The 19,448-nt window shown below is 63.9% G+C and carries 24 protein-coding genes; 13 read left to right on the top strand and 11 right to left on the bottom strand.

Translation table 11 applies throughout. The annotated features are described in order from the left end of the window. Positions 1–11 precede the first annotated feature (11 nt). The 5 genes from yihA to SX1_RS22685 all read left to right on the top strand — a co-directional run bounded on the left by yihA (position 12) and on the right by SX1_RS22685 (position 3,714). A complete protein-coding gene (yihA, locus tag SX1_RS14295) occupies positions 12–650 on the top strand; it encodes a ribosome biogenesis GTP-binding protein YihA/YsxC (RefSeq protein ID WP_019053529.1) in 639 nt (212 codons plus the stop codon). 60 nt (positions 651–710) lie between these two features. Further along, the gene (locus tag SX1_RS14300; protein WP_026002101.1) at positions 711–1,013 is read left to right on the top strand and encodes an alkylphosphonate utilization protein; all 303 of its coding nucleotides are present in this window, start codon (positions 711–713) and stop codon (positions 1,011–1,013) included. Then, positions 1,010–1,414: a DoxX family protein gene (locus SX1_RS14305; protein ID WP_019053530.1), complete on the top strand. Its 405-nt coding sequence runs from the start codon at positions 1,010–1,012 to the stop codon at positions 1,412–1,414. Before SX1_RS14300 ends, SX1_RS14305 begins: the two co-directional genes overlap by 4 nt. Before the next feature lie 69 nt (positions 1,415–1,483). Then, positions 1,484–3,532, top strand: a complete 2,049-nt coding sequence (locus tag SX1_RS14310; RefSeq protein ID WP_026149783.1) for a carbon starvation CstA family protein — start codon at positions 1,484–1,486, stop codon at positions 3,530–3,532. Further along, a complete protein-coding gene (locus tag SX1_RS22685) occupies positions 3,529–3,714 on the top strand; it encodes a YbdD/YjiX family protein (RefSeq protein ID WP_019053532.1) in 186 nt (61 codons plus the stop codon). The genes SX1_RS14310 and SX1_RS22685 overlap by 4 nt, the downstream gene beginning before the upstream one ends. 171 nt (positions 3,715–3,885) lie before the next feature. Here SX1_RS22685 and SX1_RS14320 read toward each other — a convergent pair whose 3' ends face one another. Further along, the gene (locus tag SX1_RS14320; RefSeq protein ID WP_019053533.1) at positions 3,886–4,803 is read right to left on the bottom strand and encodes an XdhC family protein; all 918 of its coding nucleotides are present in this window, start codon (positions 4,801–4,803) and stop codon (positions 3,886–3,888) included. Between the two features lie 41 nt (positions 4,804–4,844). Next, a complete protein-coding gene (locus SX1_RS14325; protein WP_019053534.1) occupies positions 4,845–5,513 on the bottom strand; it encodes a S24 family peptidase in 669 nt (222 codons plus the stop codon). Between the two features lie 115 nt (positions 5,514–5,628). Here SX1_RS14325 and SX1_RS23825 point away from each other — a divergent pair, with 115 nt between their 5' ends. Together SX1_RS23825 and SX1_RS14335 are read left to right on the top strand one after the other, a co-directional pair. Then, positions 5,629–5,814, top strand: a complete 186-nt coding sequence (locus SX1_RS23825) for a hypothetical protein (protein WP_026002103.1) — start codon at positions 5,629–5,631, stop codon at positions 5,812–5,814. Then, positions 5,811–6,182 carry a hypothetical protein gene (locus SX1_RS14335; protein WP_019053535.1) on the top strand — a complete coding sequence of 124 codons (372 nt, stop codon included), beginning with the start codon at positions 5,811–5,813 and terminating at the stop codon, positions 6,180–6,182. Before SX1_RS23825 ends, SX1_RS14335 begins: the two co-directional genes overlap by 4 nt. A 4-nt stretch (positions 6,183–6,186) precedes the next feature. Here the strand turns inward: SX1_RS14335 and SX1_RS14340 are convergent, their stop codons facing one another. After that, on the bottom strand, positions 6,187–7,050 hold the full coding sequence (locus SX1_RS14340; RefSeq protein WP_019053536.1) for a hypothetical protein: 864 nt from the start codon (positions 7,048–7,050) through the stop codon (positions 6,187–6,189). A gap of 59 nt (positions 7,051–7,109) precedes the next feature. Further along, entirely contained in the window at positions 7,110–8,336 is a 1,227-nt protein-coding gene (locus SX1_RS14345) for a TIGR04063 family PEP-CTERM/XrtA system glycosyltransferase (RefSeq protein WP_019053537.1), read from the bottom strand. Between the two features lie 90 nt (positions 8,337–8,426). On the opposite strand from SX1_RS14345, the gene SX1_RS24845 reads away from it, so the two are divergent. Genes SX1_RS24845 through SX1_RS14360 form a run of 3 tightly spaced genes read left to right on the top strand, consistent with a single transcriptional unit; the run spans position 8,427 to position 10,586 of the window. Further along, positions 8,427–8,549 carry a hypothetical protein gene (locus SX1_RS24845; RefSeq protein ID WP_019053538.1) on the top strand — a complete coding sequence of 41 codons (123 nt, stop codon included), beginning with the start codon at positions 8,427–8,429 and terminating at the stop codon, positions 8,547–8,549. Then, on the top strand, positions 8,542–9,909 hold the full coding sequence (locus SX1_RS14355) for a putative O-glycosylation ligase, exosortase A system-associated (RefSeq protein WP_019053539.1): 1,368 nt from the start codon (positions 8,542–8,544) through the stop codon (positions 9,907–9,909). Before SX1_RS24845 ends, SX1_RS14355 begins: the two co-directional genes overlap by 8 nt. Next, complete coding sequence (locus tag SX1_RS14360; protein ID WP_019053540.1) at positions 9,906–10,586, top strand: hypothetical protein; 681 nt, start codon at positions 9,906–9,908, stop codon at positions 10,584–10,586. Before SX1_RS14355 ends, SX1_RS14360 begins: the two co-directional genes overlap by 4 nt. Here the strand turns inward: SX1_RS14360 and SX1_RS14365 are convergent. Further along, positions 10,576–11,130 (bottom strand): type 1 glutamine amidotransferase domain-containing protein, encoded by a 555-nt coding sequence (locus tag SX1_RS14365; protein ID WP_019053541.1) that lies wholly within the window; start codon positions 11,128–11,130, stop codon positions 10,576–10,578. The two genes, SX1_RS14360 and SX1_RS14365, sit on opposite strands and share 11 nt — an antisense overlap. Before the next feature lie 105 nt (positions 11,131–11,235). Between SX1_RS14365 and SX1_RS14370 the strand changes: the two genes are divergently transcribed. Both SX1_RS14370 and SX1_RS14375 read left to right on the top strand, forming a co-directional pair. Next, the gene (locus SX1_RS14370) at positions 11,236–12,219 is read left to right on the top strand and encodes a DNA topoisomerase IB (RefSeq protein WP_026002104.1); all 984 of its coding nucleotides are present in this window, start codon (positions 11,236–11,238) and stop codon (positions 12,217–12,219) included. A 17-nt stretch (positions 12,220–12,236) separates the two neighbouring features. Beyond that, complete coding sequence (locus SX1_RS14375) at positions 12,237–13,385, top strand: mechanosensitive ion channel family protein (RefSeq protein ID WP_019053542.1); 1,149 nt, start codon at positions 12,237–12,239, stop codon at positions 13,383–13,385. Between the two features lie 9 nt (positions 13,386–13,394). On the opposite strand, the gene dgcA is transcribed toward SX1_RS14375, so the two are convergent. After that, entirely contained in the window at positions 13,395–14,369 is a 975-nt protein-coding gene (gene dgcA / locus SX1_RS14380; protein WP_019053543.1) for an N-acetyl-D-Glu racemase DgcA, read from the bottom strand. 106 nt (positions 14,370–14,475) lie between these two features. Between dgcA and SX1_RS14385 the strand changes: the two genes are divergently transcribed. Further along, positions 14,476–16,263, top strand: coding sequence for an ABC transporter transmembrane domain-containing protein (locus SX1_RS14385; protein ID WP_019053544.1), 1,788 nt, complete (start codon positions 14,476–14,478; stop codon positions 16,261–16,263). 15 nt (positions 16,264–16,278) lie between these two features. On the opposite strand, the gene SX1_RS14390 is transcribed toward SX1_RS14385, so the two are convergent. From SX1_RS14390 to SX1_RS14410, 5 genes are all read right to left on the bottom strand, one after another. Beyond that, entirely contained in the window at positions 16,279–16,608 is a 330-nt protein-coding gene (locus SX1_RS14390; protein WP_019053545.1) for a PilZ domain-containing protein, read from the bottom strand. 240 nt (positions 16,609–16,848) lie between these two features. Beyond that, positions 16,849–17,271, bottom strand: coding sequence for an ExbD/TolR family protein (locus SX1_RS14395; protein WP_019053546.1), 423 nt, complete (start codon positions 17,269–17,271; stop codon positions 16,849–16,851). A 24-nt stretch (positions 17,272–17,295) separates the two neighbouring features. Further along, a complete protein-coding gene (locus SX1_RS14400) occupies positions 17,296–17,784 on the bottom strand; it encodes an ExbD/TolR family protein (protein ID WP_026002105.1) in 489 nt (162 codons plus the stop codon). A gap of 115 nt (positions 17,785–17,899) precedes the next feature. Next, a complete protein-coding gene (locus tag SX1_RS14405; protein ID WP_174302239.1) occupies positions 17,900–18,655 on the bottom strand; it encodes a MotA/TolQ/ExbB proton channel family protein in 756 nt (251 codons plus the stop codon). 72 nt (positions 18,656–18,727) lie between these two features. After that, positions 18,728–19,387 (bottom strand): energy transducer TonB, encoded by a 660-nt coding sequence (locus tag SX1_RS14410; RefSeq protein WP_017181483.1) that lies wholly within the window; start codon positions 19,385–19,387, stop codon positions 18,728–18,730. Positions 19,388–19,448: the final 61 nt, after the last annotated feature.

A 19,448-nucleotide genomic window follows, 5' to 3' on the forward strand; every position in this document is an offset into this window, starting at 1 on the left:
AGGTGAACGACATGGAATCCCCTGACCTGATCGAAGAAGCGCGCAAGACCTTTTCCGGGCCGATCACCTTCCTGAAGTCCGCGCCGACGCTGGAATTTCTGCCCGACATGGCGGTCAATGAGGTCGCCTTTGCCGGCCGGTCCAATGTCGGCAAGTCATCGCTGCTCAACGCCCTGACCAACCGCAACAATCTGGCGCGGACATCCAATACGCCGGGGCGAACGCAGGAACTGAACTTCTTTGACGTGGGCGATCCGCTGCGCTTCCGCCTGGTCGACATGCCCGGCTATGGCTATGCGAAGGCACCCAAGGATGTGGTGCGCAAATGGAAGTTCCTGGTGAACGACTATCTGCGCGGGCGGGCCGCGCTCAAGCGCGCGCTGGTGCTGATCGACAGCCGCCATGGCATCAAGGACGTCGATACCGACATGCTGGACATGCTGGACGGCGCAGCGGTGAGCTATCGCATTATCCTGACCAAGGCGGACAAGATCAAGGCGAGCGAACTGGCCGCCGTGACCGAGCAGACCGCGCAAGCAATCCGCAAGCGTCCCGCCGCCCATCCCGACATCATCGCCACGTCCAGCGAGAAGGGCATGGGCATTCCCGAACTGCGCGCGGCGGTGCTGGAAGCCGTGACGATCGGCTGATCGCTGGCGCTTGATGGCGCGAGCGCCTATGGACGGCGCAACGAACAGGAGCGCATGACCATGGCCGACGATGAATATGTCTATGACGAAGCGACCGGCGAATGGATCAGCGCCGCCGATGTGAAGCAGGCCGACAGTGAGCCGAACAGTGTCGAAGTGCGCGATTCGGTCGGCAATCTGCTGGCCGACGGCGATCAGGTGACGTTGATCAAGGATCTGACAGTCAAGGGCGCTGGCCAGACGCTGAAGCGCGGCACGCTGATCAAGTCGATCCGGCTGACGGGCGATGCGCAGGAAATCGACTGCAAGTTTGACGGGATCAAGGGTCTGGTGCTGCGCGCCGAATTTGTCCGCAAGCGGTGAGTGAAAGCCGCCCCCGGCGGATCGCGCGATGGGTGCTGGCGCTGGCCTATATGGTCGCGGGGATCGCGCATTTGCGGTCGCCCGGCGGCTTCATCGCGATCACGCCGGGCTGGGTGCCCTTCCCCGCCACGGTGATTTTCCTGACGGGACTGGCTGAACTGGCAGGAGCCGCCGGATTGATGGTGCCGGCGTTGCGCAGGGCGGCGGGGATCGGCCTGGCGCTCTATGCGCTGTGCGTCTGGCCCGCCAATATCAACCATGCTGTCCATGATATAGCCATTGGCGGCGTGCATCTGGGCTGGGCCTATCATGCTCCGCGCCTGGCGTTGCAGCCGGTCATCATCTGGTGGGCGCTGTGGGCGGCCCATGTCATCGACTGGCCCTTTACCCGGCGGCGTTAGCGAAAGATTGTCTTTCCGGTCCAGCGCCCTACTGTCGTCTTTTCCTGCAGACGAGCGTGAGAGAGCATGATGACCCGGCATCTTCCCTGGATAGCGATGGCCGTGATCGGCGCGGTGGCGCTGAGCGTCGTCGCAGTGTCGCGGGGCGAAGCCGTCAATGCGCTGTGGATCGTCGTCGCGGCGGTCAGCTGCTTTCTGGTCGCCTATCGCTATTATGCGCTGTTCATCGCCAGCAAGGTGATGCGGCTCGATCCTTCGCGGCCTACCCCGGCGCTGCGCCGCGCCGATGGGCTGGACTATGTCGCGACCGACCGCACGGTCCTGTTCGGTCATCATTTCGCAGCGATTGCGGGCGCGGGACCGCTGGTCGGACCGGTGCTCGCGGCGCAGATGGGCTATCTGCCCGGCACATTATGGATCATCGTCGGCGTCGTGCTGGCAGGGGCTGTGCAGGATTTCATGATCCTGTTCGTGTCGATGCGCCGCGACGGCAAATCGCTGGGCGAGTTGATCCGCATGGAAATGGGCCAATGGGCCGGGACGATCGCCCTGTTCGGCGCGTTCATGATCATGGTCATCATTCTGGCGGTGCTGGCGCTGATCGTGGTCAAGGCGCTGGCGGAAAGTCCCTGGGGCATGTTCACGGTCGCGGCGACCGTGCCGCTGGCCATGATGATGGGCGCCTATACACGCTGGATCAGGCCGGGGCGGATCGGCGAAGTGTCGCTGCTGGGGCTGGTCGGGCTGCTGGCTGCGATCGTCTATGGCCAGTCGGTGGCAGCGTCGCCCTTCTGGGGGCCGATCTTCACCTTCACGCCGCTGACGCTCTGCTGGATATTGATCGGCTATGGTGCGGTCGCTTCCATATTGCCGGTGTGGCTGTTGCTGGCGCCACGCGACTATCTGTCCACCTTCCTCAAGATCGGGGCGATCGCGGCGCTGGCGGTCGGCATCGTCATCATGGCGCCGCCGCTGAAGATGCCAGCGCTGACGCAGTTTGTGGAGGGCGGCGGGCCGGTCTGGTCAGGCGGCCTTTTCCCCTTCCTGTTCATCACCATCGCCTGCGGCGCGGTATCGGGTTTCCATGCGCTGATTTCCAGTGGCACGACGCCCAAGCTGATCGCCAGCGAAGGGCATGCGCCGATGATCGGCTATGGCGCGATGCTGATGGAAGCCTTTGTGGCGATCATGGCGCTGGTGGGCGCGTCGATCCTGGACCCCGGCATCTATTTCACGATGAACAGCCCGGCAGCGCTGATCGGCACCAACGCCGCCAGCGCCTCCGCCGCCGTGACAGCGATGGGCTTTCCGATCTCGCCCGACCTGATCACCCAGACGGCAAAGGATGTCGGCGAACATAGCATCATCAGCCGCGCGGGCGGCGCGCCGACGCTGGCCGTGGCCATGGCGGAGATATTCAGCCATGTCGTCGGCGGTCCGGCGATGAAGGCCTTTTGGTATCATTTCGCGATATTGTTCGAGGCGCTGTTCATCCTGACCGCCGTGGACGCAGGCACCCGCGCCGGGCGCTTCATGTTGCAGGATCTGATCGCGCTGGCGGCGCCGAGCTTCAAGGAAAGCAAGAGCATGGTCCCCGGCATCCTCGCCACCGCGCTGACGGTCGCTGCCTGGGGCTTCTTCCTGTATCAGGGGGTCACCGATCCGCTGGGCGGGGTGAATACGCTCTGGCCGGTGTTCGGCATTTCCAATCAGATGCTGGCCGCCATCGCGCTGATGCTGGGGACGGTGGTGCTGTTCCGCATGAAGCGCGACCGGTTCGCCTGGGTCACGATGATCCCGACCGCCTGGCTGCTGGTCTGCACCCTGTCGGCGGGGTGGCTGAAGCTATTTTCCGCTGACGCCAAGGTCGGTTTCCTGGCCCATGCCGCCAAGTTCAGCGCAGCGGCGCAGGCGGGCGAAGTGCTGGCCCCGGCCAAATCGATGCCGGAAATGCAGCGAATCATCTTCAATGACCGGGTCGATGCGGCGCTGGTCGCGCTGTTCCTGGCGGTGGTGCTGGCGCTGCTGTTCTTCACCATCCGCACCTGCATCGCCGCGCGGCGAATCGCGGCGCCGACGGCGCGCGAAATTCCGGCACAACTGGTACCTGCGGAATGAGCGGATTTTTGAGCCTGTTGCGACAGACCGCGCGGCTGATGGTCGGCATGCCCGACTATGACGCCTATCTGCGCCACATGCTGACCCACCATCCCGACCAGCCGGTGATGGACCGGACGCAGTTTTTTCGCGATCGGCAGGAAGCGCGATATGGCGGCAAAAATGGCGGAAAATGCTGCTAGGGCGAGTAATAATACTATTGTAAAATTTCAATATGGGACATAAAGTTACCGATTGATTATATATTATGATTGATCTGTACGGTCAGCTTGCTAGGGCGCGACGTCCTTTGTGCCCGACAGCTTGAGGGATATGCCCCCTGCCCCATCCCTTGCGGCAGGGGGCATTCTGTTTCATCGGCGCGCGTTGAAGCCCGCGACCATGCCAGCGGTAATCGACAGCGCGATTTCCGCCGCGCCGATGGCACCGATGTCCAGCCCCGCCGGACCGTCAATGCGCGCCAGATCGCCTGCATCAAACCCCTGTGCCGCCAACCGTTCCAGCCGCGCGGCGTGGCTCTTGCGCGATCCGAGCGCCGCGACATAGCCGGTCGGTGCGCGGAGCGCCGCTTCCAGCGCCGGATCGTCAATCTTGATGTCGTGGCTGAGCGTCACAATGGCGGTCGATTCGCCGGGGAAGCGGGCGGTGATGGCTTCGTCGGGCCAGCGATCGTCCAGTTCGACGCCGGGGAAACGCTCGGCCGTCAGGAACCGCCCGCGCGGGTCGATCACCACCGGCGTCACGCCGATCGCCTGCGCCAGCGGCACCAGCGACTGCGCGATCTGGACCGCGCCGACGATCAGCAGGCGGCGCGGCGGGTCATAGCGGTTGAGGAAATCGCCCTCGCCCGCCTGTTCGCGGGTGATTCCGGTCGCAAGGTCGGTCGCCAAAGTCAGCGCCCGGCCCCGCGCGCTGGCGGCCTCGATCCGGTCGAACAGGTCGGGCGCAAAACCGTCTGCGCCCACCGGCTGGATCAGCACCGCGATTTCGCCGCCGCAGGGCAAACCGACGTCCCAGGCATCACCATCGGCCACGCCATAGGTGGCGACATGGGCGGCGCGCCCGGCGATGACCTCGGCAGCGCGGTGCAGCACATCGCTTTCGACGCAGCCGCCGGAAATGCTGCCTTCAAAGCGGCCATCCTGATGCACGATCATATGGCTGCCGCGCGGGCGCGGCGCGGACCCCCAGGTCGATACCACCGTCGCCAGCGCCAGCTTTGCACCGCGCCATTCGACGCCCTTGCGGATCACCGCGCCATTGTCGTTCAAATCAGGACTCCTTTGGCGCCAAGATAGGTAGGCTGCCCGCGCTAGACCAGACGCCTGCCAGTCCAGACGACGCGACCGACAATATCCACCAGCGCCGGATCAATGTCAGTCCAGTCGGGATAATGGAGATTGTCGCTGACGACGCTGAAGCGCCCGCGCAACGGCCCCATCGCGATCCGCTTGACCATCAGCACACCGTCGAGCCGCAAGACATAGACGCCATCGCGCAACCGGGTGGCGTCATCATCATGATCGACCATGATGTCATCGCCATCGCTGAGCGTGGGCGCCATCGATTCGCCATCGACCCGGATGATCGAAACGCGCTGCGGCCGCACCCCCAGATGACGCAGCCAATGCGCGTCGAACGCCATCACACCGGCTGTGCGCTCATCTTCGTCCAGCGTGCCGACGCCTGCCGACGCGCCCAGCGCCAGGCGCGGCACTGCCACGACGGCGGGCATGCCGCGCGTGCGGGCGGGGACCGTCACCGGCGCGGCGTTGCCACCCAACATCTGTTCAGCGACGCCGAAATAGCGGGCCAGCACATGCCGATCCGCTTCATCCAGTTTACGCGGCGTGCCACGTTTGATGAACTGCTGGATATAGGCAGGGTTGCGACCGATCAGCCGGGACAGATCGGCATAATTTTCCCCCCGTTCGGCAATTAGCCGATCCAGCGCAATCCGGGCGTTCTGCGATTCATCCATATCCAATCCATAATGATAGGAATTTTCCTAGACAAGTAGGAAAATGGCTTAGAGATAGGAATATGCCTACCGACTTGCAGCGGGTGAGTCGGACCGAAAGAGGAGAAAGAAGCCGATGCTGTTGCATGCGATCGAACGATTCCTTCGCCAACATGACATGCCGCCAACCACCTTTGGCCGCGCCAGCACGCGCGATCCACGGCTGGTTTTCGACCTGCGCCAGGGGCGCGAGCCGGGCGACCGCGTAAGGAGACGAGTAGAACATTTCATGAACACATATCGCAGGAGCATCAGCCAATGACAAGCGTGCATCATGGATTTGGCATTAAGAATCTGGTCCAAAACAAACCGATAGGAAAATCCCATCGCGATCCCCTGCCGCGGCTGCTGGAGCAGCTGCTCAAACGGGCGGGCGCGCCGACGATGATCGAGCGTGCGGTGAGTCGCCCCTGGGCGAGCGCCCTGTTCGAAGGACGCCGCCACATCGTCACTCTACGCCTGTCCGGCGCCAGAGCGGCGACGCGCTTCCGCTCCTTTGCCGAGGGCATAGAGAGCGCGGAATGGCAGGTTCCGGGCCATTTCGTCGCCGACATCACAATCGACGATTCGCAACAGGAAGCCGATGAATGGTGGGTGGAACTGTCGGCGCTGACGATCGAGGACTGGTAGGGGCTTAACGCCCCTGGCCAGCCATGCTGCGCAACGCGCCCAGGGCCGCGCGCAGGGCATCGTCGGCATCCTGCGCCACCATGTCCCGCACCGGCACGGCGGGCGCAACCGGCATATCGGCGATAACCCGCACCGTGCCGGCATCCGCCGCCGGCCCGCGGCTCCGCAGGGCAAGGCCCCGCTCCAGCCGCTGGGTCAATTCGGTGATCGACAAGCCCTGGGTCGGGATGGGATCAAGCCGCGCGGGCATGACCGGCGCGGTATCCTGCGATGCTTCCTTGGCGACATCCGGCTCGACGGCCGGGGCGGCCAGGCGTTGAAAGGTCGGCTGGGGCAGGTCTTCATCGGCCATCGGCAAGGGCGCACTGGGCATGTCCAGACCATCGGACGGGACGACAGCATCCTGTTCAGGTTCGGCGCGCGTCGCCAACGGCCTGCGCAATGCATCGGGACGGCCGAAAATGTCGAGGCCGTTGAAATCGCGACTCGCAAAAATGGGCGCGCGGGCAGGTGCATCGGGATGGGCATCGGCGCGACGCAGCGATGGCGTGGCGTCATCGACTGGGGCAATACGTCCCCGCGCCAGCGCGGTCAGTTTTGAAAAAGCGAAACCCATTTTTCTTGCTCCCTGGACGCGCACCATGCGTCCTTCCTGTTCAGCCTGCCGGTCCTGCCGACGCATCATTCCCACAAAGCCCACAGCCATCAGCGCGGTAAAACCGGCCAGCAGCAGCCGGGCTTTCAGTCCCAGCGGCGGGGCGGCAGCGGGCAAGGTTTCCGACAGGCCGCTCGACGCCACGACCATTTCGATCAGCCCGACCGGAATCCACAACACCAGCAGCGCTGCGGCCAGGCCGACCAGCGCCATGATGGCGATCCCTCTTGTCCGTGCTGCCCTGATGGCCACTTCGATTGTCCAACCTTGCCTCAGGCGGCCGCGCGCGTCCGGGCGGGACGCGCCAGCAGCCGCTGGTAAACAGGTTCGTAACGCAAAATGTTTGACGACCAGTTACGCTCACGCTCGACAAAGGCGCGGGCAACCGCGCGCCGTTCTTCCCAGATGCCGCGATCGGCAAACAGGCCCGCCAGCGCGGCGGCCATGCCTGCCGGATCGTCGGGCGGGAACAAGGTTCCGGTGACGCCATCCTCTATAAGTTCACGATGGCCGCCAACGCTGGAGGCGGCGACCAGTTGACCTTGCGCCATGGCTTCGAGCGGCTTCAATGGCGTTACGAGATCCGTCAGCCGCATCGCCTTGCGCGGATAGGCCAATATGTCGATCTGGGCGTAATAATGTTCGACCTGATCGTGCGGCACCCGGCCCACAAAGACGATATGGTCGGCAAAGGGCGAAGCGAGCGCCTGATCGCGCAGCGCCTGTTCGCGCGGGCCGCCGCCAACCAGCAGCAGCTTGGCCCTGGGCCGGGCGCGGACGAGTCGCGGCATGGCTGCGATCAGATCGTCCAGCCCTTCATAATCATAGAAGCTGCCGATGAAGCCGACGACGTCGGCCCCTTCAAGACCGAGTTGCGCGGTGAGCGCGGGGTCGCGTGGCACGGGCGTACCGAACTGGTCCATATCAACGCCATTGGGCGACACGATGATCTTGGCCGGATCAATCCCGCGCGTGGCCAGATCGGCGCGCAGACCTTCGCAGATGACCGCGACCGCATCGGCATTGCGCACCGCATGCGTTTCGAGCTGGCGGGTGAGCCAGTAACGCGGACTGCCCTCCGTCCCGGTGCCGTTGCCGACCGCTGCATCTTCCCAGAAAGCCCGGATTTCATAGACCAGGGGAATGGCGTGGCGTTTGGCCACGCGCTGCGCGGCGATGGCGTTGAGTACAGGCGAATGGGCGTGGATGATGTCCGGCCGCCACTGCTGCACCAGCGCCTCGATCGCGTCGGCATGGGCGGCGATGTCGCGCCACTCGCGCAGCACGGGATTACCCGTTGCGGGCTTGCCGGGGGTGCGGTGGAAGTGAAGGCCGTCGACCAGTTCCTCCAGTGGGCCTGATGCGCTGTGGCGATGTCCGGTTATGCCGCGCACCTCCCAACCCCTGGCCATCTGCGCGCGCAGGATGGCGCGCGTGCGGAAGGTGTAGCCACTGTGCAGCGGCAGGCTGTGATCCAGCACATGAAGAATATGGGTCATAGCCCATATACTTAGGCGCAAAAGGTTTAACGGCCCGTCAACTGTGTCGCGTTAGGGAGGAGCGGTAGCCAGTGGAACCACCAAGACGCAATGATCGACACCCTGTCCCTGCTGATCAGCCATGGCGTGATCCTGCTCGCCGCGTGGCGGCTGTTGCCGCGCGCGGATCTGGATCGCGATCCGCCAGCAGAGGAGGGCGCGCGCGATGCGTGACCTGTTCTTCGTCGCCTTTCTGGGCGTCTTTTTCCTGATGGGGCTGAAGCGCCCGTTTCTGCTGGTCGCCGTCTACGCCTATATCGACATCGTCTCGCCCCAGCGCCTGTCCTATTTCCTGCTCAATTCGATCCCGATCTCCGCCATTGCCTTCGCCGCGATGGTGGGCGCCTGGCTGGTCGTCGACGACAAGAAGGATTGCCGCTTTTCCGCGCGGCAGGCGCTGCTGCTGATCCTGCTGCTCTGGTGCGGCTATACCACCGTGACCGCCGATTTCCCGGTCGAGGCGATGACCAAATGGAACTGGGTGTGGAAGGCGATCATTGCGGGCATCTTCCTGCCGCTCACCCTGCGCACGCGCCTGCGAATCGAGGCGATGACCGTTTTCATGATCCTGTGCGCCAGCACCATCATCATCAATGGCGGCATGAAAACCGCGCTGTCGGGGGGTGGCTATGGCGTGCTGAACCTGATGGTCGAGAATAATAGCGGCCTGTATGAAGGATCGATCATCAGCTGCGTCGCCATTTCGCTGATCCCGCTGATCCTTTGGCTGTCCAGACATGGCACCATATTCGCGCCGGACGACTGGCGGGTGAAAGCCTTTTGCTACTGCCTGTGCCTGGCCTGCATGCTGATGCCGATCGGCACCGAAGCGCGTACGGGCCTGGTCTGCATCGTCATCCTGGCGGGATTGATGCTGGTGCGTTCGCCGCGCCGCTTCGTCTATGGGCCGCTGATGCTGCTGGCGGCGCTCATATCCATCCCCTTCCTGCCCGCCAGTTTCACCCAGCGGATGCAGACGATCGAGAATCATCAGGGCGACGAGAGCGCATCGACCCGCGTGGCGGTGTGGATGTGGACGCTCGATTATGTGAAAACCCATCCGGGCGGCGGCGGCTTCGACAATTACCTGCAGAACAGCTTTACCTATTTCGCCCAGAGCGAAGTGGGTGACGGCGACACGAAGCGGATCGAACGGCGGCTGGTGACCGACAAGGGCCGTGCCTATCACAGCGCCTATTTCGAGATGCTGGGCGAGCAGGGCTATTTCGGCTTCCTGCTCTGGGCGTTGATCCACGGCATCTGTTTCATCCGCACCGAAATGATCCGCCGCCTGTATCGCAAGCGGGCGGGACCGGACGAAGCCTGGATCGCGCCGTTCGCGCTGGCGCTGCAACAGGGGCATATCGTCTACATGGTCGGATCGCTGTTCGTGGGCATCGCCTATCAACCCTTCATCTTCATGATGCTGGCGCTCCAGATCGGCCTCGACACCTATCTGACCCGGAGGCGCAAGGCCGCAGCGCGAGCGGATCTGAACGCGGCGATGAACCGGCCGCGCGGGGCGCTGGCATGAGCGGCGAGCTGCGCGCATTGGGGCTGGTCCTTGGGTTGTTGCTGGGCCTGCTGCTGGCGTCGCCACTGATTGCCCCCAGCCTTATGCCATGGGGGGTGGAAGCCCTGTTCATCATCGGCGGGTTTCAGCTAAGGCTGGCAGACCGGCGATGGGCCATGCGCAACGGCTGGAGCAACTGGATAAGCCATATCCGCATGGCGCCGGCGCGGCTGATCCCATGGGCAGCGGCAGCGACGGTGGCTCTGATCGCAGGCGATGGCGCGCGGGCGCAGGCGATCCTGGTCGCCGCGTCGCTGTGCGAATTGCTGATATATCCGGTCTGCACCCACATATTGGCGGGGCTGTCGCGGCGCTCGGCTGGCGCGGTGCTTGTGCTGCTGGTGATGGTCGGCCTTGGCGCTGCGGGGGAAGCGATCCGTTACATGATCGGCTTCATGACCGGCATCAGCGCGTGTCTATTCTGGTTGCGCGGTCCCGATGGGGAGGCACATGCGTTGGGACTGGCGCTGACCGGACTGGTTGCGGCGGCAGTCACGGCTGTTCTGCTACCTGCCGCTATGCCGGTAGCCTTGCCCGCCGCCATCGTCTGCGCGACGCTGGCGCTGGCGCATGTGTCGACGCTGCGCCGCCGCCCGATCCCGTGGCGGGTGGGCGGCGGGTTGCGGGTCAGGCCGTAACGGCTTCGGTTTCCACAACGGCCTTGATCAAGGCTTCAACAAAGGCGGGAATGTCGTCGGGCTTACGGCTGGTGATGATATTGCCGTCCACCACGACCGCATGATCGACGACCTCGGCACCCGCGTTGCGCAGGTCCGTACGCACCGATGGCCAGGACGTGACCGTCCGTCCGTTGACGACGTCAGCCTCCACCAGCAGCCATGGGCCGTGACAGATGGCCGCGACCGGCTTTCCCGCGGTCACGAAGGCGCGCACCGCCGACACCGCCGTCGCATTGGTGCGCAGCGTGTCGGGATTGGCGACGCCGCCGGGCAGTAGCAGAGCGTCATATTCCTCCATCCTGACGGCATCGAGGCGGATGTCGGGGGTTATGGTGTCGCCCTTTTCATCATGCTTCATGCCCTGGATCGGATCGAGATCGGGCGAAGCGAGGGTCACGCTGGCTCCCGCCTCGATCAGGGCGTCGCGGGGGTCGAACAATTCGGACTGCTCGAACCCGTCGGTCGCGATGATGAGGATGCGGCTGTTATTAATGGCGGGCATGGGGCTTCTCCTTGCACCTGTATGGAAACAGGCAAACGGACCACGGCCCGACACGTTGCGGAACGAAGCGATGAAAGGTGGGTTTTTGGCCATGAGAAGGAAAATATGGCCAGCCAACCCCTCATCCATGTGGATGACAGCATCCCCGGCATTTCGCGACGCGCTCTCAAAAATGGCTGGGGCTATTATCAGCCCGACGGATGCCGCATTGCCGATCGCGAAGAGATTGATCGGTTGAATGCCATCGCCCTGCCCCCCGCCTATCGCGACTGCTGGTTCTGCCCGATGCCCCATGGGCATATATTGGCGACGGGGCATGACGAGCGGGGTCGTAAGCAATATCGCTATCACCCGGAATTCCGCGCCGGGCGGGACGCACAAAAATATGAAGGCTGCGCCGCGTTCGGTCGCGCTCTGCCGAAATTGCGGGCGCAAATGGAGGCGGACCTGTCGCGGCGCGGATTGCGCAAGGAGCGGACCATCGCCGCGGTCGTGCGGCTGCTGGATCTGGGCCGGTTGCGCGTGGGTAATGAATATTATGCCACTACTAACAAGAGTTTCGGCGCGACGACGCTGCGCCGCCGTCATGTCGACCTGACCGGCAAGGCGCTGACGCTGCGCTATCGCGCCAAGTCGGGCAAGCAGCATCTGGTGACGCTGACCGACAGGCGGCTGGTGCGCTTCGTGCGGAATGTGCAGGATTTGCCCGGCCAGCATCTCTTCCAATATCTGGATGAGGATGGCGATGCCCGCCCGATCACGTCGAGCGATGTGAACGCCTATATTGCGCAGGCCATGGGCGGTGCCTTCACCGCCAAGCATTTCCGCACCTGGGGCGCATCGACCATTGCCTTTGCCACTTTGGCCGCAGGGCCGGTGTCGATGAAAGCTCTGTTGGAGCCAGTGGCCGCCGCACTCGGCAATACGCCAGCGATCAGCCGCAAAAGCTATGTCCACCCTGCGCTGCTGGAATTGTGCAAGGATGGACAGGATGAATGGCGCGCCGGGCTTCGCCTGCCGCGCCGCACACGCTATTTGTCTCGCGAAGAGCGCGGACTCATCGCATTTCTCGACACGCTTGCCGGATAAACGCTAACAGGACCGACATGGCCAACACGACTGAACCCGCCGCCGTAAAAGTGCATACCCCCGATCTTGTCGAGATGTGGCGATCGACCAGCGAATGGCTGTCGGTCCATTATGTCCAGATCGCCATCGCCATTGGCGCAGGCATTCTCATCTATCTCGCGCTGACCGCCCTGCGCCAGTTCGGCAAAAGGTGGCGCGGCGACTTTGGCGACCCGCTTGGCTATACCAATGTGCTGGGCCGTGCTGTGGCGCGCACCACCCATTTCTTCATGCTGATGGTCGCGGCCAAGCTGGTCGCTGGCTATGCCGATCCGCCCGCCGCGCTGTTCAAGACCATCGCCTTCCTGTTCACCATCGCCGCCGTGTTGCAGGGCGCGATCTGGGCGCGGGAAATCATATTGGGGCTGATCGAGCGCAAGACGCTGGCAGAGGATGGTCAGGGCGAAACACTGGCCAATGCGATGGGCCTGATCCGCGTTCTGGTGACATTCGCCCTGTTCGCGATCGCCACCATCGTCGTGCTGGACAATCTGGGTGTCAATGTGACCGGCCTGGTCGCGGGTCTGGGCATTGGCGGCATCGCCATTGGTCTGGCCGCGCAGGGGATTTTTTCCGACCTGTTCGCCGCGCTGTCGATCATTTTCGACAAGCCGTTTCGTCGGGGCGAGACCATCACCTATGACACCACAACCGCGACGGTCGAAAAGATCGGCCTGAAATCCACGCGGATGCGCGCCATCACGGGCGAAAAGAAAGTGATGTCCAACGCCAATCTGTTGCAGAAGGAAATCACCAGCTATTTCACGCTGGATCACCGCCGCATCAAATTTGCCATCGGCGTCATCTACCAGACCCCGCCTCAACTCGCCGCGCAGATCCCCGACATTCTCAAGGAGATCGTCGAAGCCCATGGTGGTAATTTCGTCCGATCCGGCTTTGTCAATTTCGGCGCATCCAGCCTGGATTTCGAAGTCGAATTCGACGTGTATCTGCCGGACTGGGATTCGATCTATCAGGTGCGGCACAAGGTTGGCCTCGCCATATTGCAGCGGTTCAACGATGCCGGGCTGGAATTTGCCTATCCGACCCAGACGACCTTCACCGCCGCACCGGACGGGCAGATGATCATGCCCTATGCAGAAGTGCAGCCGGTACGTGGTGTCTGAACTGCGGCGTCAGCCCGCGCCCCACAGGCTGCCGGGCTGAAGCAGGCCATCGGCCAGCGTCAGCGCCCCGTCGCGATCCCGCGCCAGAAGCAGCGCTCCATCGAGGTCGATCCAGTCCGCCCCCTGCGCCACCAGCGCAGCGGGCGCGATGCCAAGCGAGGTGCCAAGCATACAGCCGACCATGACGCGAAACCCCCGGTCCCGCGCCGCCTGACGCAGCGCCAGCGCTTCGGTCAGGCCACCGGCCTTGTCCAGCTTGATGTTCACCGCGTCAAAGTCGCCAAGCCGGTCGAGGTCCGCGCTGGTATGGCAGCTTTCATCCGCGCACAGCGGCAAGGGCGCACGGACCCCGGCCAGCGCCGCCTCTTGACCATGGATCACGGGCTGTTCGACCATTTCGACGCCCAGGTCGGCCAGCGCCTGCGCCTCTGCCGCAATATCCAGATCATGCCAGCTTTCATTGGCGTCGACGATCAGTCGCGCGTCCGGTGCGCCCGCCCGGACGGCGGCGATGCGCGCCCGGTCGCCCTCGCCCGTCAGCTTGCATTTGAGCAGGGCAAAACCGCGCCCGGCCGCCGTCCTGGCGGCAGCCTCCATCGTTGCCGGATCGCCCAGGCTGATGGTGAAGGCGGTCGGCAGCGGCGCGGGCTGGCGAAGGCCGGCAAGTTGCCAGACCGGCGCACCCGCGCGCTTTGCCTCCAGATCCCATAGCGCGCAATCGAGCGCGTTGCGCGCCGCCCCGCGTGGCATATGCTTCAGCAACGCCTGCCGGTCGAGCGGCCCGGCATAGGCGCGGATCGCCGCCGCACACCCTTCCGCCGTTTCGCCCTCATAATAGATTGCCGTTCCTTCGCCCCGGCCGACATAGGTGCCATCGCCAACGGTGCAGACGACCACGTCCACATCGGTCTTGGCCCCACGACTGATAATGAACGCGCCTGCGACCGGCCAGCGTTCGACGGTCGCGGACAATAGGTGGATCATTGGCGGCTCCAATGCGTGAACGGATCGCCCGCCTATGCGCGAAAGTCGCGCGCGCCACCAGCCCCGCCCCATTGAGGCATTGCGGGCAGCCTGCTAAGCGCCGCGCATGGAGGACACGCCCACCCCGTCGCCGCGCGCCAGCGCCCGTCCCGCGCTCGGAAGCCTGACAATGCTGTGGGGTTTCGCGAAGCGCTATCCGGGGCGCATTGCAGGCGCGTTGATCGCGCTGATCGTGTCGTCGGCGGCGACGCTGGGCATCCCCAGCGGCTTCCGGCTGGTGATCGACCGGGGCTTCATGGGGGGCGGCGACATCAGCCGCTGGTTTGAATATCTGCTGCTGATCGTCATCATATTGGCGGTGGCGAGCGCGCTGCGCTTTTACTTCGTGTCCTGGCTGGGCGAGCGGGTGGTCGCGGATATTCGCAGCGCGACACAGGCCAATCTGCTGCGACAGGCGCCGCGCTTCTTCGAGGAAAACCGCCCCTCCGAAATCGCATCGCGCATGACCGCCGATACGGCTGTCGTCGAACAGGTGGTCGGATCGACCGTGTCGATCGCGCTGCGCAACATGGTCACCGGCGTTGGCGGCCTCATCTATCTGTTCGCGCTTGCGCCCAAGCTGGCAGCGATGCTGCTGCTGGGCATCCCCGTCATCCTGCTGGTGCTGCTGAGCCTGGGCCGCAAGGTGCGTGCCCTGTCCCGCGCCAGCCAGGACCGGCTCGCCGACGTCGGCAGCGTGACCAATGAAGTGCTGGCGGCGATGAAAATCGTTCAGGCATTCGGGCAGGAACGGCGCGAGGCCGCGCGGTTCGACGCGACGGTCGAAAGGGGGTTCGACACTGCGCGCCGGCGCATCCGGTTGCGGGCGATCATGACGGCGGTGGTGATATCGCTGGTGTTCGGATCGATCACGGCGGTCATGTGGCAGGGCGCGCTGGATGTTGCCGCGGGCAAGCTGTCGGGGGGCAGCATCGCAGCGTTCGTGCTGACTGGCGGGCTGGTGGCGGGCGCGTTCGGCTCCTTGTCTGAAAGCTGGGGCGATCTGCTGCGGGGAGCGGGCGCGGCCAGCCGCCTGCATGAGCTGATGACGGCGACGCCAGACATTTTGCCCCCCGAAAGCCCGACGATCATTCCGGCCGCCGTGTCCGGCGCGCGGCTGACATTTGATGATGTGCGTTTCCATTATCCCACCCGGCCCAACCAGGCGGCGCTCAATGGCGTGTCGATCGACGTTGCGCCCGGCGAGACGGTGGCGGTGGTCGGGCCTTCTGGCGCTGGCAAATCGACGCTGATCCAGCTGGCTTTGCGATTCTACGATCCTACGTCCGGTACTGTCCGGCTGAACGATGTCCCCTTGCCGCAGGCCGACCCGGCCGCATTGCGCGCGATGATGGCGATGGTGCCCCAAGATAGCGTGATTTTTGCGGCATCGGCCCGCGACAATCTGCGTTACGGGCGGTGGGACGCGACCGACGATCAGATCTGGGACGCGGCGCGCGCCGCCAATGCGGAGGGATTCCTGCGCGCGCTGCCACAGGGACTGGACAGTCCGATGGGGGAAGCGGGTACGCGCCTGTCGGGCGGGCAGCGGCAGCGACTGTCGATCGCGCGTGCGCTGTTGCGCGACGCGCCGATCCTGCTGCTGGACGAAGCCACGTCTGCGCTGGACGCCGAATCGGAGCGGCTGGTGCAGGATGCGCTCGGCCGGTTGATGGAGGGGCGCACGACCATCGTCATCGCCCATCGGCTGGCGACCGTGCGCGCCGCCGACCGGATCATCGTGCTGGACGAAGGGCGGATCGTGGAGCAGGGCGATCATGCCGCGCTGGTGGCGCAGGGCGGCCTATATGCGCGTCTGGCGAGCTTGCAGTTTCAGGATGCGCCCTCGGCCTGATCCGGGGCGCCCTGCTCAGGCCAGGGCGGAACCGCTGCTCAGCTTGACGATATGATCAAGGATTGCGGGATGCAGCGGGCGTTCGAAGGCGCAACCCGCTTCATGGCCGCGCGTCCACAAGACGCGGGCGCGACGCCCTTCGAAGCCCGGCAGCATGACCCATAATTCACTGCCACAGGTCAGTTTCATGAAGCTTTGAAGGCGAAAGCCAGTGACGGATACGTCGGCTATGCGGCTACTGAACCAGGTTTCGCCAGGACGACGAATACGCACACCGATCTGCACATAGCTGCGCTCTGCCAGCCGTGCCTTTCGGTCCACATCAGTCTGTCTGTCGGCGCTCATGGTTCGCTATCGCCTGCCCTTCCACCGCCATTATCGACGATCGGCGTAAGCAAAGCGTTAATAAGTCCGCCCTGAAGCGGGTGTGCTGTCCGGTCGGCCGGGCGGGGCCGAGCGCATAAAAAAGGGGCCACCCGAAGGCGACCCCTGAAACATGGGCAATATCAAAACCCGGATGCCGCCCTGCCCGCCCGGAAAAACGGGAAGTCTTAGTGCAGGCTGGCAGACGCAGGCAATCAGCGTTTAGAAGTTGCCATATTGTTCATTGCCGACAAAGCCCAGCTTCGTCACGCCCGCACGCTTGATCTCCGCCAGCACCTCATCAACGGTGACATAGCGGGTCTGCGCGTTCGGCTGGAACTGAAGTTCCGGCTCGACCGGCAGGCGCAGCGACTGCTGCAGATATTGACGCAGGGTCAGCAGATCGATCGCCGAACCGTTCCAGGTGATGACCCCGGCAGAATCGATGGCGACCTTGTTCTTCACCGGATCGACCGGGCTGTTCGTCGGCGGTGCGTTCTGCGGCAGGTCGATCTTGACCGCGTGGGTCTGGATCGGAATCGTGATGATGAACATGATGAGGAGAACGAGCATGACGTCGATCAACGGCGTCGTGTTCATTTCCATCATCGGTTCGCCTTCATCGGAACCCATGCTCATGGCCATAGCGAAATCTCCTTAATCAGCCGGTCAGAGGCGGGTCGTCGTCGTGCCGGGTTCCGGCTCGGAGATGAAGCCCACCTTGGGGAAACCGGCGCGCTGCATCGTATAGATCGTACCGCCGATGCACCGGTAGGGGGTGTTGATGTCGCCACGGATATGCACTTCGGGCATGTCTTCGGGCGTCATATTTTCGACGCCGCCTGCCTTCTTGATGTCCGCTTCGAGCTTCGCCACCGCGCGGTTGAGCAGATCGCTGGAATCAACCTTGGTCAAATTCCAATACACTGCGCAGCTGCCGTCCGAACCGGTCGTGACCGAGAGGGAGACATTTTCCGGCTTCGTCGTGGTCGGCTCGAACGCCACCTTGGGAAGTTGCAGTTCGACCGTCTGAACGACGACCGGAACCGCGATAAGAAAGATGATGAGCAACACCAGCATGACGTCGACGAGCGGCGTCGTGTTGATGTCGGACAACGGTTTGTCGTCACCGCCGCCGGGGCCAACACTCATTGCCATTGATAATATCCTAACATTGGTGTCGATGGCGCCTCACCATCGCGAGGGCCATGGTCGGCGGGGAACCGGGTAGTCGCAGCGGCCACCCGGTTCCCACGCCGGCATCTCAAGACAATCAGGCCTTGGTCGGCGCAGCAACCGGCTTGGCAGCAGGTGCGGCGGGAGCCGGAGCAACGCTGGGCTTAACCGCGCCGTTCGACACCAGATAGGCCAGCAGATCGACCGTGAAGCCGTTCAGCTGTTCGGCGATCGACTTGTTGCGGCGCTGCAGGAAGTTGTAGGCGAGCACCGCGGGAACGGCCACGGCCAGACCCAGGGCGGTCATGATGAGCGCTTCACCGACGGGGCCGGCGACCGCGTCGATCGACGCCTGACCGGCTGCACCGATCTTGATCAGCGCGCGATAGATGCCGATAACCGTACCGAACAGACCGATGAACGGCGAGGTCGAACCAACGGTTGCGAGGAAAGCGAGACCACCGCCCAGCGACGAGTTGATCGCGGCTTCCGAACGGCCGAGCGAACCGTGCAGCCAGTCATGGGCTTCGACCGGATCGGTCAGCTTGGTATGTTCTTCCTGCGCCTTGATGCCGTCATCGACGATCTGCTTGTAGGCAGAGTTCTTTTCCAGCTTGGCCGAACCTTCCTTGATGTTGGCGGCGCGCCAGAAGGTCGCGCGGACCTTCTTGCCCTGGTTGATCACCTTCTGCTGTTCGATCAGCTTGGTGAACAGAATGTAGAAAGTGCCGACCGACATGCCGCACAGAATGATGAACACGGTCCAGGCGATGGTACCGCCCTGTTCCAGAGCTTCCATCAGACCATAGGGGTTTTCCGGCTTCGGCGCCGCAGCTGCGAGATACATCAACATGTTCAAGACTTCCCTCTCAATGAGATCAAGCTAGAGCGAGGCGGCGCCGGGCGCACGCCTTGCCCGTTTGGATTATTCCGGCAGACGCCAGGTGATACGGCCATTGTACGTATCGGGCATTTCCGCACCATCAGACCCCTTGGCCGGCTTGAACCGCGCACGACGCGGCAGCAGGCGGCAGGTCGCCTCATCGAGATCCGGGTGGCCGGTCGAGGAGGTGATGGTGCAGTCGGTTACCCGACCGTCCGCACCGATTTGCAGGCGGAACCCGGCCGTACCCGAGCGTTCTTCGCGCTGGGCGCGGCTCGGATAGTCCGCATCGCTGAGCCAGCTGCCGGGCGAACTGCGCGGTGTTGCGCGGGTTGCGGCGACAGGCGGCGCCGCGGGCGGCGGCGGTGGCGGCGGGGCGGCGACCGGGACGGGGTTGAACACCGGAGGAGGCGTCCTAACTACAGTCATGGTCGGCGCAGGCGCCGGGGTCTGCACGATCGGCGGCGGGGCCACGACCGGCGGCGGCTCGACCGGCTGGTCTGGCGGCGGCGGTGGCGGCTCCTCGTCCGGTGGCGGCGGCTCTTCCTTCACGTCGATCACGTTCAGCTGTTCTGCCGCCTTTTTGACATATTTCATGCCAAGACCGGTGACGAAGGCATAGCCAAGAACAGCGTGAATCAGGGCGACGATGATGATCGAGACGGTCCGACTCGATCCTTGCGAGTGGTCAGCATAGGCCATTCGGCAACGACACTCCTTAACTCATCTTACCAGTGGTTTATACAAATCAGCCAAAAACGGC

It is taken from the genome of Sphingobium xenophagum NBRC 107872 (assembly GCF_000367345.1).
GTDB classification, from domain to species: domain Bacteria; phylum Pseudomonadota; class Alphaproteobacteria; order Sphingomonadales; family Sphingomonadaceae; genus Sphingobium; species Sphingobium xenophagum.

Coding starts and splice junctions, on each gene's coding strand:
- SX1_RS14345 (WP_019053537.1), bottom strand. CDS start 8,336: ATGACCCATATTCTTCATGTGCTGGATCACAGCCTGCCGCTGCACAGT.
- SX1_RS14375 (WP_019053542.1), top strand. CDS start 12,237: ATGGCCAACACGACTGAACCCGCCGCCGTAAAAGTGCATACCCCCGAT.
- SX1_RS14355 (WP_019053539.1), top strand. CDS start 8,542: ATGCGTGACCTGTTCTTCGTCGCCTTTCTGGGCGTCTTTTTCCTGATG.
- SX1_RS14325 (WP_019053534.1), bottom strand. CDS start 5,513: ATGGATGAATCGCAGAACGCCCGGATTGCGCTGGATCGGCTAATTGCC.
- SX1_RS24845 (WP_019053538.1), top strand. CDS start 8,427: ATGATCGACACCCTGTCCCTGCTGATCAGCCATGGCGTGATCCTGCTC.
- SX1_RS14310 (WP_026149783.1), top strand. CDS start 1,484: ATGACCCGGCATCTTCCCTGGATAGCGATGGCCGTGATCGGCGCGGTG.
- SX1_RS14335 (WP_019053535.1), top strand. CDS start 5,811: ATGACAAGCGTGCATCATGGATTTGGCATTAAGAATCTGGTCCAAAAC.
- SX1_RS14385 (WP_019053544.1), top strand. CDS start 14,476: ATGGAGGACACGCCCACCCCGTCGCCGCGCGCCAGCGCCCGTCCCGCG.
- yihA (WP_019053529.1), top strand. CDS start 12: ATGGAATCCCCTGACCTGATCGAAGAAGCGCGCAAGACCTTTTCCGGG.
- SX1_RS14300 (WP_026002101.1), top strand. CDS start 711: ATGGCCGACGATGAATATGTCTATGACGAAGCGACCGGCGAATGGATC.
- SX1_RS14365 (WP_019053541.1), bottom strand. CDS start 11,130: ATGCCCGCCATTAATAACAGCCGCATCCTCATCATCGCGACCGACGGG.
- SX1_RS14370 (WP_026002104.1), top strand. CDS start 11,236: ATGGCCAGCCAACCCCTCATCCATGTGGATGACAGCATCCCCGGCATT.
- SX1_RS14395 (WP_019053546.1), bottom strand. CDS start 17,271: ATGGCCATGAGCATGGGTTCCGATGAAGGCGAACCGATGATGGAAATG.
- SX1_RS14400 (WP_026002105.1), bottom strand. CDS start 17,784: ATGGCAATGAGTGTTGGCCCCGGCGGCGGTGACGACAAACCGTTGTCC.
- SX1_RS14390 (WP_019053545.1), bottom strand. CDS start 16,608: ATGAGCGCCGACAGACAGACTGATGTGGACCGAAAGGCACGGCTGGCA.
- SX1_RS14340 (WP_019053536.1), bottom strand. CDS start 7,050: ATGGCGCTGGTCGGCCTGGCCGCAGCGCTGCTGGTGTTGTGGATTCCG.
- SX1_RS14410 (WP_017181483.1), bottom strand. CDS start 19,387: ATGGCCTATGCTGACCACTCGCAAGGATCGAGTCGGACCGTCTCGATC.
- SX1_RS23825 (WP_026002103.1), top strand. CDS start 5,629: ATGCTGTTGCATGCGATCGAACGATTCCTTCGCCAACATGACATGCCG.
- SX1_RS22685 (WP_019053532.1), top strand. CDS start 3,529: ATGAGCGGATTTTTGAGCCTGTTGCGACAGACCGCGCGGCTGATGGTC.
- SX1_RS14405 (WP_174302239.1), bottom strand. CDS start 18,655: ATGTTGATGTATCTCGCAGCTGCGGCGCCGAAGCCGGAAAACCCCTAT.
- SX1_RS14360 (WP_019053540.1), top strand. CDS start 9,906: ATGAGCGGCGAGCTGCGCGCATTGGGGCTGGTCCTTGGGTTGTTGCTG.
- dgcA (WP_019053543.1), bottom strand. CDS start 14,369: ATGATCCACCTATTGTCCGCGACCGTCGAACGCTGGCCGGTCGCAGGC.